A 13,499-nucleotide genomic window follows, 5' to 3' on the forward strand; every position below is an offset into this window, starting at 1 on the left:
TATTAATACCTCATATAAAGGAGATTTTTGCATGGAAATAAAAGTTGATTTACCAAATAACTTATTACCAGACAAATACGGTAAATATGCGAACCCTCAAGCAATAAAAAATGGGAAACCGGTTATCAGTTTCCCAATTAAGTTATCAGACATACCAGCAGATGCCAAAACTATTGCTCTAACTTTTACTGATCCTGATTCAATTCCCGTTTGTGGTTTTGAATGGATTCACTGGACTGCTGCTAACATTCCTGTTGATCAAGAGATCACGGAAGATTTCAGTCAAACAGCTACAACTCCAGTTGTTCAAGGTAAGAATAGTTCTGCCAGTCCCTTACTCGATGGTCCTAAAGATGTGGCCACGGGTTACAACGGACCTTATCCACCAGACCAAACCCATGATTATGTACTCAAGGTGTTTGCTCTAGACGACAATCTTGATTTGGAAAATGGTTTCTGGATGAATGAACTACTACACAAAATGGATGGTCATATTTTAACTAGTGCTCAAAAGACCATTCCTAGTCGTGCATAATTAATTTTCTTGAAGATTCATCTTGTGAAAGTAATTAAAAACATAGCCTTCTCTAACGCCGAAATTCGAAAAACGGATTTCCTTAGAGGGGCTTTTTTTTATGATTTCTGAGATTATCAAAATCCCACCTAAAATAACTTCATATCTGCCATCACTGAGTTCTTTGATCTGACTACGCTCTTCCAACGAAGTGTGTATCAATTTATCGAAGAGTTCATCAATCTGATCACAGGAAATTACAGAGTTATGTAAGTTCTTTTTGTTTTTACCTTCACGGTTCAAAATACTAGTGACAGCTCGCAAAGTACCACCGAGACCAACAAATGTGGCTGGAGTTTTCATCCAATGCAAGTCTTCTAAACGCCGACTAATATCTTGTCTTGCTTTAGTTAATTGTTCTGCTTTTATTGGGTCACTTGCCAAATACAAGTCCGAAATTGAAATAGCGCCAATTGGAATACTTAGTCCATATTTTAGACGTCCTTTTTTGGCTAAACTGATTTCACTACTACCGCCACCAACATCAACAATCAAAGCATCTTTAATGCGCATTGTACTTCTAACAGCCACATAGTCATAATAAGCTTCTTCTTTTTCATTGATGATATCTAGTTGCAATCCGGTTTCTTTTAGAACGGCAAAGATCAATTGTTCCTGATTCTTGGCCATTCTTACTGCGGCAGTGGCAATCAAGCTTATTCTATCCACTTGATAGCGTTCAATTCGGTCTTGAAATTTCTTTAAAACATCAATTGTTTCTTCAATCTGATCATTAGTCAAAAGTCGACTCTGTGTGATCGATTTTCCAAGTCTAACAGGCTCACGCCAACGATCCAAAGTTTTAAAACGATTCTTTTTTGAAGATCTATACACTGATGTTCTAATGGAGTTAGACCCAATTTCAATAACTGCTAACTTCAAATCTACATCACATCCCATTGTACCAATTATATAAAAAAACTGCTCCATATAGTAGGTCTAATTGCAGAAAGGTAAGAAATTGGCTAAAAAACTCCACTCAAAGTTATCCTTTACCAATTTAATGAATAACTCTAGTGGAGTTTTTTATTTTAATTATTACTAAGAAATCAGTTCATCTTTCAATTGTTTTCTTTCGTTAAAGAACTGCTTATAAGCTAGATAACAAGAAATAATTGAACCTAAACCTGTTGATGCTAGGAGCATGAAAGTTACCATAATTTGGTATTTAATGGCTTTGACTGGATCAACCCCAGCAAAAATCAAACCGGACATCATGCCTGGCAAACTGACTAATCCTAAGGTTTTAATAGAATCAATCGTTGGCTGCATACCACTTCTAATACTGTCTCGTAAAATATCTAGACAAGCCATTTTGATATCAGCACCTAAAGCTAATTTTTCTAAAACTTGTTGATGACGATCAGTGAAAGTTTGCATCATATTGCGATAGCATAGACCAATAGCAACCATGATATTACTGGCAATCATTCCTGTGACCGGCACAATTTGTTCTGGCACGAATTTGATGGAACCAGTCCAGACTAACGTTCCTAATGTAATGACTGTCCCAACTGAAATTGCTAATAAAGACGACTGAAAGGCTTTGGGAATTCCATTACCACGTTTCCCTGCATTCCAAGAAGCATTAATTACAATGATAATAAAACAGGCACCCGTCAACCAAATATCATCAGCTTTGATGACGAACTTCAAAATATATCCAACAATCGACAATTGAATAATTGCCCGCACGACACCAATTAAAATATCTTTATTAATGTGTAGCTTTTCAACATAACCAATAACTAACGCTACCAAAACCAGGACAAAACCTAGAGCCAAAGTTGAATTTGAAACTGTCAAATTAGTCATTTACTAGCTCTCCTTTTCTGATAGTAATTTTATCGGCCGCTGCCTCAATTTCAGTCTCATCATGAGTTACCCGCAAAATCGTCAACCCACGTTGATTAAATTGATTTAGCATTTTATGCACAATTTCTTTATTTTCAGCATCCAAGCCAGCTGTAACTTCATCAGTTATCAACACTTCTGGTGGAAACAGCAAATTACGCAACAAAGCAATTCGCTGTTTTTCTCCACCAGATACATCGTTGACGCTCTTATCGATATAAGACTCATCTAAGTTGACCATCTTCAAATAATCAATAATCTTATTCTCGTCGATTTCTTCTTTACGTACTTCAAATGGAAATTCTAGGTTTTCCCGAACCGTTTTTCCAAATAAAGTTGGCTGTTGAAAAGCATATGAAACTTTTTGACGATATAAAATCGGATCATAAGTTTCAATTGATTTGCCATTGAATATTACTTCACCAGAAGTTGAGCTAATCATTGAAGCTAAGATGCGCATCAAAGTACTTTTCCCACTACCAGACGGTCCAACGACCGTGATGTATTTTCCTTTTTGAATTTCTAAATTTATATCTTTTAAAATTGTTGTTTCGCCAACCTTATAAAAAAGATGTTTAATTTGAAATATATTTTCCACAATCCCACCTCAATCCTCATAATATTATCTCTAAGAACCCCCTTAGTTACTAGCAATTAGCTTACAAAAAAATCTAACGTAAGGCAATTGATTCTAAAGTTAGATTAAGATACCACTACCGACTGAATAACGACATTTATTATTTATTTCAAGTAATTTAAACTAAAAAAATAACATCTATTCAGATATAGTCGATCAATGGCGGCTATTATCTGAATAGATGCTTATTTGTTTGATTCTATGAAAAATTGAAAATCACTATTTAGTCCGGAATAGTAAAGAAAATTGGCTCAGTAGTGAAGTTATTCTTAGCAACTTGTTGCTTAGAATAAGGCCGAGCTTGAAGACTTTGTTAGCAAAGGCTCCAAGTCGTGCCCACTACGTTCCAGCCAAATTTTCTTTGCTACGGAGGACGGAATCCTAATCTAACTCATTTCTATTAAGCAAAGACACGCTTTACTCCGGCAATATTTCCACGGCCTGAGTAGATTGAGTGAATTTGAACGGCATATGGCCATGATTCAACCATTGTTGAGGCATCCAATAAGATACCAACGTGCCATAACATACCACTTGATGGGTCTGTAAAGAAGATCAAATCTCCTCTTTGACGTTCATTAAAGTTTACGTGTGGAATTCTGTCGTCGTTCCAGTACATTTGACAATTCCATTCGTTACCTGGTTGAGCGTGTTGAATTGATGAAATAGGAGCTGAGTCGATACCTGAAGCATAAAGTGCTTGGGTAACTAATCCAGAACAGTCAACACCATAGTCAGGAGAACTTGAAGCACCTGAGATCCAAGGTTGTCCTAAGTATCTGTATGCTTCGTTGATCATTGCTTCAATATGGTCTGATCTAGTACTTGTAATGTTAGTTCTTAGTGGAGCAACGTATGAGTCGATTCCATACCAACTAGTTTCTGTGAAGCCCATAGCTTTCCAAGTATTTAAATCAACGATACCTGTAACAGGAAGGCCTTTTCTTGATTGAAGGCTTCTAACACTATTGGCAACATTACCATCATAGATTGTGTGAGCATTTGAATAACCGAAGTACTTTCTTACTAACCAAGTCTTGATTCCTTCAACGCCATTGTACAAAGGATAACCTACATTACCAACGGGTTTGATTTGTTCATCATGAATTTGAAGCCAACCATTTGGATTTTGGTAAGCTGGTGCTGTTGTTGCATCATCACTGTTGACCCAAACGTTGCTGGCAATTTGATAGAAAGTCTTACCATTGGCGTTATCAGTACGATTGTATTTCCAAACTGAGTTTCCATCGAAGTTAGGTTGACCACTTCTAGCAAAGCCTGAGTCATTACGTGTATAGTTTACGGCACCATAAGGTTGAACACGTACGATTCCGTTTGCAGCACTTCCGTATGACAATGTAACGTTTTGACCGTCAGCGAATTCGTTAGTAGCAACACGGTAGTATGTTCCGCCATTGTAAGCCATTCTTTGATCTGTATACCAAGGAGTATTAGGTCCTAAAGCACGGTTAGTCAATTTTTGACCATCTTGTGTATAAAGATAAGTGATTTGGTCTCCAGTAGTTACGACCCCTTTGATTTGAGTAATATTGGATGCTGTACTGTCAGCTTGTGTCTTAGTTTCTGCAGCTGGTTGAGCATCTTCTGTTACAGCATCATTGACAACTGGTGTTTGGTTTTGATCTGTTGTTTGCGTTTGGTCAACAGCTTGTGTTGTCTTTTCTGGTGCTAAAACTTCTTGTGAATTTGCTTGTGTGGTTGCTTCTTGTGTAGCTTGAGCAACTGGTTGTTGAACATTTTCAACTGAAGCGTCAGTTGTTGTATCAGCTTTTACATTTTGTTGTGTAGTTACAGCCAACATTGCTAGTGCAAAACTACAGACAAAAAACATTTTTGATTTTTTATTCATTTTTCTATCCCCTAATAACTTATTGCACGTCTATTTTGTGTATTCCAATTATTGATAAATTGCGTAATCCCCATTTGCAAAGTCTGATCAGTCCAACAATCATTGTAATAAACGTAATTGCTGTCATAACCAGTAACTACTAATGCATGATATGGAAATCCATAAAGCGTATTCCAAGTAACAACCGGATGCCCGATATTAATTTGATATTTAATTGCATCAAAATTTTGACCGGTTAAATTCTTAGCCGTACCAGCATATTTTTCAACCAAATTCATCAAAGCAGATGGAAAAATTGTAATCCCCGTTCCATCCCAAGGTTGACCAATATAACCGTAATTTGGATCACTACTACGTGGCATTTCTCTAGCCATTTGCATCTTATCGACGTTGGCACCAGCGTATTGCAACATCATCGTTACCGCGGTGATTTCGCAACCATTAGGAAGTTCTGGCCTTTGAGCAATCAAAGGAACCCCTGAGATCCAATCTGCCTCTTTGTAGTTTCCATTATTAATGACAACATAATCTTGTGGCACCCAAGTATCGGAACCAATCTGATACCATTCTTTACCACCAATATTGGCGTGGTTATTTACTTTCCAACTTGTACCAGTACTTAAATCATTACCTTCATAAACAGCACGATTACCATAACCTTTGAAAGAATGAATACTAGAACCTGATTGATAAACCACTGTCGCATTACCAGAATATGGTTGAACATATGATTTATAAGTACCATCTTTAGCACTGGCGTATTCATTAGTAGCAACACGGTAATAACTATTGCCACTATCTAAAGTATGATAAGTATCTGTATACCAAGCACTATTAGCAGCTAAAGCCCGATTAGTTTCAACTGATCCATCGGCATAATACAAAGGAATATATCCATTATTATTTACCGTATAGACACCATCAATTTGTTTATCAGAAGCAATTTGACTATTGGCTTGAGTGGTCTGAACATTGCTTTGATTACTGAGTTGACTCTGATTTTGGTTCTTATTTTGAATCGTCGTCGATTCTTTTGGAGTCGTTGTGTCTGGTGTTTCAGTCTGGTCTAAATCGTTATTAATTGGCTTATCGCTTACTGAACTATTCGGTTGGTTCGTAACGTTTTGACTAACATTTTGCTCTTGGTTTGCATCGACTTGGTCGGCTTTGACAACTGTGGTTGAAAGCAAACAACTGGAGGCCAAAATCGTGGCATAGAGCATTTTCCTCTTTAATCCCATAACATTCCCCTTTCAAGGAATAATTATGGAATAGTTACAATTATTAATCAATATGAAATATAAAATATATTTATGAAAGTGGTTAATTATTTTTTTTACATTTTGATTTTTATCATTAATTAAGATGGAAATTTAAAAGAACACATCAAAAAAAGCACAAACTCTACAACAGAATTTGTGCTTTTTAGTTAATTTTATGAGTGATAAAAAATCACTATTTATTTTTAATTTCTTGGATCAATTTAGCTTGTGCTTGAGCTTGGAAAGCTTGTTGAGCCTGCTTAGTAACTTGCTTTTGTTGAGCAGTTGTCATAGCAGGGTTTTGAGTCATAGCTTTAGTAACTTCAGCTTTGACAAAAGCTTCTCCCTCTTGCTTCATTTGAGCCTTGAAAGATTTACTGTTCATCTTCTTTTGTAACTGCTTAGCTTGCGTTGTTGTCAACACTAACCAATCATTTCCAACTTTAAAGGTATTTGTTTGCTTAACGAATTCTTTGTTGTTGTCAGAGATTCCAAATAAGAATGAATAGAAACCATTTTTATATTCCCAACGAGTTGTCTTTTTCGTTAATGTGGCATTTTTATAATTACCAGTTTTGACGACATTTTTGACATGAGAATCTGCTTTAGTTGTTTGAGGTTTCTTAGCTTTAGCAGTTTCAGGTGTTCGATAAACGTAGACATTTTCTTTACCGTTGCTACCTAGCTTTTTCTCAAGCAACAAATTAGTACCCTTTTGAGCAGATTGGATTTGATAAGTCTTTTCAGATGTTACCTTTTCCATTCCAAAATGACTATATTCATTTGAAATCAACATAACCAAAGCGATTAAGAACAAAGCAATAAAAGTGAAGGACAAACTATAACCAACTTTTTTATTTTGCAAAAAGACAGCGAAGAAATAAGCTAATCCGGCAAAAATTAAAATTGAGATTAAAATCATTAAGCTTCACCTGCCATTTCTGTCTTCTTTAATTCTACTTCTTTTGACTTAGAACTATTCTTAACCATAAATGTGATGAAGAAGCCTAATAGACAAAAGACAATAGCTACAGCAAAGGCTGCATGATAACCACTTAAGGTAGCATCATAGAACTTATCTTGATATTTAAGTGGAGCAGCTGATAAGAGTGACTTACCAGGTTTTAGATTGTTAGTTACGTTAGTCAAGACACTGATCAAGATAGCTGTACCCATTGAACTGAAAACTTGACGAACCGTATTATTTACAGCTGTACCGTGACTCATCAAATTGAATGGTAAGGCGTTCATACCATCTGTTGTAACAGGCATCAAGACCATTGAAATACCAAACATACGAATCATGTAAAGAATTACAATATCTAATACTGGAGTACTCTTAGTTAAGAATAGGAAAGGAACTGTTCCGGCAGTTAATAAGAACATTCCCATTCGAGCTAAATCTTTAGGTCCATACTTATCAAAAGCATTACCAGTGATAGGACTCATAACACCAATCATCAAGGCACCTGGTAGTAATGTCAATCCAGAATGGAAAGCTGACATGCCTTTAACAATTTGTAAGTATAGTGGTAGAACCATTTCAACACCAACCATGGCCATATTAGTAACTGATGACAAGGCGGCAGCGATGGCAAATTTCTTTTCTTTGAAAACACGTAATTCCAAGAATGGCTTGTCCATATGTAGTTGACGATAACCAAACAATAAAATAAAAATAACACCGATTGCGATTGAGCCAATAACAATCATTGAGCCCCAACCTTCATCACCAACTGATGAGAATCCATAAAGGATTGCTCCAAAACCGACAGTTGATTCAATCAAAGATAAAACATCCAATTTAGTACGATGTGTCTGAATAACTGGACGCATGAAGAAAAATGCTAAAATCAAAACTAAAATAACGATTGGAATAATCATTCCAAAAAGTGCACGCCAGTTGAAGTTATCAATAATAAAACCTGAAAGTGTAGGTCCAATAGCTGGAGCTAATCCGATAACTAGACCACCCAGTCCCATGGCAGCACCACGTTTATTAGCTGGGAATATTGATAGCATAACTACTTGCATTAAAGGCATGGTAATACCAACACCAATAGCTTGAATCAATCGACCTGCTAGGATAACCCAGAAAGTCGGAGCCACAAAGGCCATAATAGTACCGACTAAGAAAGTCGACATTGCGATAATGTACAAAATCTTTGTACTAAAGTTATTACTTAACCAAGCGGTAACCGGAATCATAATTCCGTTAACCATCAAGAATCCAGTTGTTAACCATTGGACATCAGATGTCGTTACGTTAAATTCTTTCATCAAAGTTGGAAAAGCAGTAGTTAAAATTGTACCGTTTAAAACCGTACAAAAGGTACCCACAAGAAGAACCAAAACTAGTAAATTACGGTTAAAGGTCTTCCCATGTGCGTCAACAATTGGTTTATTGCTCGCCATAATAACAAAATCCTCTTCTCTTTTTAATTTGACTCAATTTTGATGTTGTCTAAATTTTTATAGACTTTCATCAAAATTTTCTCTAATTGTGTTTGTTCCTCAGAAGTTATGTCTTTAAAAATCGCATCATTACCCTTATGAAAAGCTTTACGGACTTCATCATAAAGCTCTTGTCCTGCGTCGGTAATAGTTACGATTTTCTTACGACGATTATTGGGATCAGTCTGTCGAGAGACAAAACCACGATCCTCAAGTTTTTTTAAGGCTCTGGCGATGCTAGCACCGTCAAATAATGTAATTTCTCCGATTTTATCTTGGCTGCATTCTTGTTTTTTATAAACGATGCCTAAAAGAATGCTTTCAAAAGTATTCAGATCCTCTTTTTTTAAATACTTAGCAGCAATTCGCTTCTTAATCATCGAATATCGCATCACGAATCCAACCAAATTATAATCGTCCATTAAGTCACCTCATTTTTTCAAAAAAAACTTTTAATATTTTAGAACAAAAAATATGCTACACCCGACTCTTGATAAAATCAAGAGTTAAGCATAGCATTTTTCTGTAAAAGCGTTTTTAATTTTCAGAAACTAGTCGAAATAGTTAACACCAATGGCCTTTCTAACTTCAGATAAAGTTTGGTTAGCAACGATATTGGCATTGTCGCTACCCTTTTTAAGAATATCGTAAACACCAGGGATATCTTTTTCATATTCTGCACGACGATTACGGATTGGTTCAAGGATTTCTTGCAAGACATCATTTAGATAACGTTTAACTTTAACATCACCCAAACCACCAGCTTGATATTGTTCCTTTAATTGAGCAATTTTTTCTTTATCAGTACCAAAAGCATCAAGATAAGTAAAGACAGTGTTGCCTTCAATTTTTCCAGGGTCTTCAACATGAACGTGGTCTGGATCAGTGTACATAGACATAACTTTCTTAGTAACTTCATCCGCTGAATCAGATAGGTAAATACAATTACCTAGTGATTTACTCATCTTAGCATTGCCATCGATACCAGGTAGACGACCTTGTCCCTTAGGTGGGAAGTAGCCTTCTGGTTCTACCAAAGTATCAACGTTGTAAGTATTATTGAAAGTACGAACGATTTCACGAGCTTGTTCCATCATTGGTTCTTGATCGTCACCAACAGGAACTGTGTCAGCCTTGAAAGCTGTAATATCGGCAGTTTGGCTAACTGGATAAGTTAGGAATCCTGCGGGGATACTTTGTCCAAAACTCTTTTGTTTGATTTCTGTTTTAACAGTTGGATTTCTTTCCAAACGAGAAACCGTTACAAGATCTAGGTAATACATCGTTAATTCATTCAAAGCAGGAATTTGTGATTGTACTAAAATATTAGTTTTAGCAGGATCGATTCCAACTGAAAGATAATCCAAAGCAACTTGAATCAAACTATTACGAACTTTTTGAGGGTCACGGGCGTTATCAGTCAAAGCTTGCATATCAGCAATCATGATAAACATCTTGTACTTACCTTCATTTTGGAGCTTAACGCGGTTTTTCAATGAACCTAAATAATGTCCAATATGTAATTTTCCTGTGGGACGATCCCCAGTTAAAATAGTATTTGTTTTCATGTTTTCCTCCTGAATTAATTAATGCACAAAGATTTTTCTGGTGGTATAATGGCTCTCCACAATAAAAAAAGCGCCCTATTATTTATAATAATAGGACGCAAAAGCGTGGTGCCACCTGTCTTGTAGATTGCTCTACCGCTCAAAGTTATAAGGTGACTAACCATACCCACTTCCTAACTCAAGGTCGATAACTTTTGCAGCCGTGAAGTTATTCTCTGAACCAACTTACTTGAATTAGTACTAAAAAATGCTTATGCTTTAATGTACTCTAATTGCTATTAGCATAATTAAAAATCGACAAATTGTCAACGTGAGAGGGATTTTAATGACGATTAATCAATCAAAAGATGAAGAACAACAAAGAGTCAATTCAGTTGCTGAAAAAATCGACAACAAGATCAAACGAGTTGACCAAAGCATTGCCCAAGCTCATCAAGAAACCCATCGTATTTATCGCAATTACGGTGAAAATACCAAAGTTAATACTTTTGAAGTCGATGACCAAATGGAAACTAACGCTTCAGTTCAACAACAGAAGCAATTGGTTGCCTTGGCAGTCGAAAATGAAAATATTTTAAACGCTAACCGTCTCAAATTAGAGAATCTTCAAGGTTCCCCATATTTTGGACGAATCGATATCGTCGAAGATGGCGAAGAAGATACTCTCTATATTGGTACTTCTACGTTGCAAGATGATGACGGAAACTTCCTAATTTACGACTGGCGTGCTCCTATTTCCGGAATTTACTACAACGGAATGCTCGGCAAAGTGCACTACCAAACTCCTAATGGTAAGGCCGAAGTCGAACTAAAAAAGAAACGTCAATTCCAAATCGTTAAAAATAATATTCGTAATATGTTTGATACTAATGAAACTGTTGGTGATGAAATTCTCCAATCAGTCTTAAGTGAATACAGTGATGAATATTTAAAGAACATTGTTGCCACAATTCAACACGAACAAAATGTCATTATCCGTGACACTCGCTCCGACGTCTTATTAGTTCAAGGTGTAGCTGGATCTGGTAAAACCTCTGCCATTTTGCAACGTGTAGCTTACTTGCTTTATCATAGTCGTTCGACGATGAATGCCGACAATATTGTCTTGTTCTCCCCTAATAAATTATTCAGTAATTACATCTCTGAAGTCTTACCTAGTTTGGGTGAACGAAACATGCGTCAGGTTACTCTAAATGAATTTATTTCTTTACGACTAACTGGTGTTCAAGTAGAAACTCTATTTGAACGTTATGAAAAAGATGAACGCAATTTGCCTGAATCAACAGTTAAAATGCGACTTTACAAAGAAAGCGGCGACTTCTTAGATAAGTTGGCTGAACTTGAAGAAGATCATCCTGAACACATCTTGCATTTTGAAGATATTATCTTTGAAGGTAAACCTTTCTTTACTAAAGAAGAAATGGCCGAAATTTATGATTCAATCAATCACGCCTACCATATCACTGATCGTTTCTTAAAGACGAAAAATGCCTTGATCAAACGTCTCCAAAAAAGAATCCACGAAGATCGTAATGAAGATTGGGTTCAGGCTGAAATTGATAATTTATCCGATGAAGATTTCCAACAAATAATCACTGACCACAACATTGAAGAATCAACTAATCAACGTGAAATTATCGCCGAAGAATTTTTGAAAGAACGTTACGCACCAATTTATAACGCCCTCATCAATGACTATTTCTTTAATCCTTACAAGGAATACCTCTTCTTGCTCAACGAAATGGACCAAGATTTAGTTTCTGACAGCGTTTGGCAAACAATGATTGAAGCTATCGACAACAATATTGAAGCTCATAAATTAAACCTCAGTGATTCAATTGCCATCCTTTACTTACGCGATATCGTCACTGACGGCGGTGTTAATCATTCAATTCAACACATCTTCATTGATGAAGTGCAAGATTACACAATGGCTCAACTCAAATACATCTCCCACGCTTTTCCAAATGCCAAGATGACCTTGTTGGGTGACCGTGCCCAAGATGTATTAACTAGTTCTTATCGTCAAAAAGATCTTGTTACCGAAGTTAATGAACTATTCAGCAAAAAGCGTATCAACACTATTACGCTAAACCAAAGTTATCGTTCAACTGCTGAAATAACTAACTTTGCTACTAAACTCTTGCCAAATGGTGAAGAAATCAAAGCTTTTTCTCGTCAAGGTGAAGATCCCGTAATCAAGGTCTTTGACGATGACAATTACTACCAAGGTTTGAAAGAAACAGCTAAAGAACTCAATAAGAAATACGAAACAGTCGCTATCTTGACACGTAATCAAGCCCAAGCTGAACAAATTTACACCCACTTCAGTGATGAATCTATTATTACTTTAGTTGATGCTGACTTTCGTTCTATTCCTAAGGGAATCCTAGTCCTACCAATTTATTTGGCAAAGGGTTTGGAATTCGATGCTGTTATTGGACATGACGTCTCAGACCAAAACTATCCTGACAGTCGTAGTACTGATGTTCTTTATACTATCTGTACTCGAGCTATGCACAGTTTGACTTTATGTGTCGATGGTACGGTTTCACCATTATTAAGTAACGAATCTTCAGATTTGATTTCTGAACAATAATCTAAAAACTCCAATGAAATATCCTTATGTGGGTATCTCATTGGAGTTTTTTTCTAATTATTTTACTAATCCGTACAATAATGCATCGTGATATTTACCAGCCGAAAAAATTTCATCCTTCAATGTACCTTCAAACTGAAAACCGACTTTTTTAGCAACTGCATTGCTAGCAAGATTAACTTCTTCTGCCATAAGTTTAATTTTATGCAGATTCAATTCATCAAAACCAATTTCTAGTAATTTTTTCAGGCAATCAGTCATAACGCCGTTACCTTGAAATTCTCCTCCAAGCCAATAGCCAACTTCAGCATGTTTATTATCAAGATCGATATTATGTAAGTCTATCATTCCAACCGGATGTCCATTGATCCAGATACTGGCAACCCATAATTTCTTTGCTGCCATGCGATCTTGACAATATTCTAAGAAAGCCCGTTCACTAGCCACAGATTTAGTCGATTCGCCCCAAGGCATGAACTTAGCTAATTGAGGCCTAGTTTTTTCGATTTGCTCATAAAGACTATCTGCATCCTTAGGATCAACAATCTTCAATTTAATATTTTCTCGAACCAACCATTCCCGCATACTGTCACCTTCACTTATTATTTGTATATCATTGTATAACATTTTTTCGGACTGAATAGCGACAATATCAACCTATCTTTTTTCTATTTAAAATCA

The 13,499-nt window shown here is 36.2% G+C and carries 12 protein-coding genes; 2 read left to right on the top strand and 10 right to left on the bottom strand.

Features of this window, described 5'->3' with window-relative positions:
* The first annotated feature begins 31 nt into the window (after window positions 1–31).
* Complete coding sequence (locus tag G6534_RS08680; protein WP_182082594.1) at window positions 32–535, top strand: YbhB/YbcL family Raf kinase inhibitor-like protein; 504 nt, start codon at window positions 32–34, stop codon at window positions 533–535.
* Here G6534_RS08680 and G6534_RS08685 read toward each other — a convergent pair whose 3' ends face one another.
* The 9 genes from G6534_RS08685 to trpS form a co-directional block, all read right to left on the bottom strand.
* Window positions 536–1,456, bottom strand: a complete 921-nt coding sequence (locus tag G6534_RS08685) for a Ppx/GppA phosphatase family protein (protein ID WP_182082595.1) — start codon at window positions 1,454–1,456, stop codon at window positions 536–538. It abuts the gene before it with no gap.
* 159 nt (window positions 1,457–1,615) lie between these two features.
* Window positions 1,616–2,389: an ABC transporter permease gene (locus tag G6534_RS08690; protein WP_059073642.1), complete on the bottom strand. Its 774-nt coding sequence runs from the start codon at window positions 2,387–2,389 to the stop codon at window positions 1,616–1,618.
* On the bottom strand, window positions 2,382–3,026 hold the full coding sequence (locus G6534_RS08695) for an ABC transporter ATP-binding protein (RefSeq protein WP_059073641.1): 645 nt from the start codon (window positions 3,024–3,026) through the stop codon (window positions 2,382–2,384). Before G6534_RS08695 ends, G6534_RS08690 begins: the two co-directional genes overlap by 8 nt.
* Window positions 3,027–3,465: 439 nt before the next feature.
* Window positions 3,466–4,935 carry a peptidoglycan-binding protein gene (locus G6534_RS08700; RefSeq protein ID WP_059073640.1) on the bottom strand — a complete coding sequence of 490 codons (1,470 nt, stop codon included), beginning with the start codon at window positions 4,933–4,935 and terminating at the stop codon, window positions 3,466–3,468.
* A gap of 11 nt (window positions 4,936–4,946) precedes the next feature.
* A complete protein-coding gene (locus G6534_RS08705) occupies window positions 4,947–6,176 on the bottom strand; it encodes a C39 family peptidase (RefSeq protein WP_059073639.1) in 1,230 nt (409 codons plus the stop codon).
* 214 nt (window positions 6,177–6,390) lie between these two features.
* On the bottom strand, window positions 6,391–7,119 hold the full coding sequence (locus G6534_RS08710) for a DUF4811 domain-containing protein (RefSeq protein WP_059073638.1): 729 nt from the start codon (window positions 7,117–7,119) through the stop codon (window positions 6,391–6,393).
* Window positions 7,119–8,612, bottom strand: a complete 1,494-nt coding sequence (locus G6534_RS08715; RefSeq protein WP_059073637.1) for an MDR family MFS transporter — start codon at window positions 8,610–8,612, stop codon at window positions 7,119–7,121. The genes G6534_RS08710 and G6534_RS08715 overlap by 1 nt, the downstream gene beginning before the upstream one ends.
* Window positions 8,613–8,635: 23 nt before the next feature.
* Window positions 8,636–9,073 (bottom strand): MarR family winged helix-turn-helix transcriptional regulator, encoded by a 438-nt coding sequence (locus G6534_RS08720; protein ID WP_059073636.1) that lies wholly within the window; start codon window positions 9,071–9,073, stop codon window positions 8,636–8,638.
* A 129-nt stretch (window positions 9,074–9,202) separates the two neighbouring features.
* Entirely contained in the window at window positions 9,203–10,219 is a 1,017-nt protein-coding gene (gene trpS / locus G6534_RS08725) for a tryptophan--tRNA ligase (protein WP_182082596.1), read from the bottom strand.
* Between the two features lie 325 nt (window positions 10,220–10,544).
* On the opposite strand from trpS, the gene helD reads away from it, so the two are divergent.
* On the top strand, window positions 10,545–12,818 hold the full coding sequence (helD, locus tag G6534_RS08730) for an RNA polymerase recycling motor HelD (RefSeq protein WP_059074610.1): 2,274 nt from the start codon (window positions 10,545–10,547) through the stop codon (window positions 12,816–12,818).
* 57 nt (window positions 12,819–12,875) lie between these two features.
* On the opposite strand, the gene G6534_RS08735 is transcribed toward helD, so the two are convergent.
* Window positions 12,876–13,403, bottom strand: a complete 528-nt coding sequence (locus G6534_RS08735; RefSeq protein ID WP_059074611.1) for a GNAT family N-acetyltransferase — start codon at window positions 13,401–13,403, stop codon at window positions 12,876–12,878.
* Between the last annotated feature and the right edge of the window lie 96 nt (window positions 13,404–13,499).

Origin of the sequence: Companilactobacillus pabuli, from assembly GCF_014058425.1 — a bacterium.
Lineage (GTDB): Bacteria > Bacillota > Bacilli > Lactobacillales > Lactobacillaceae > Companilactobacillus > Companilactobacillus pabuli.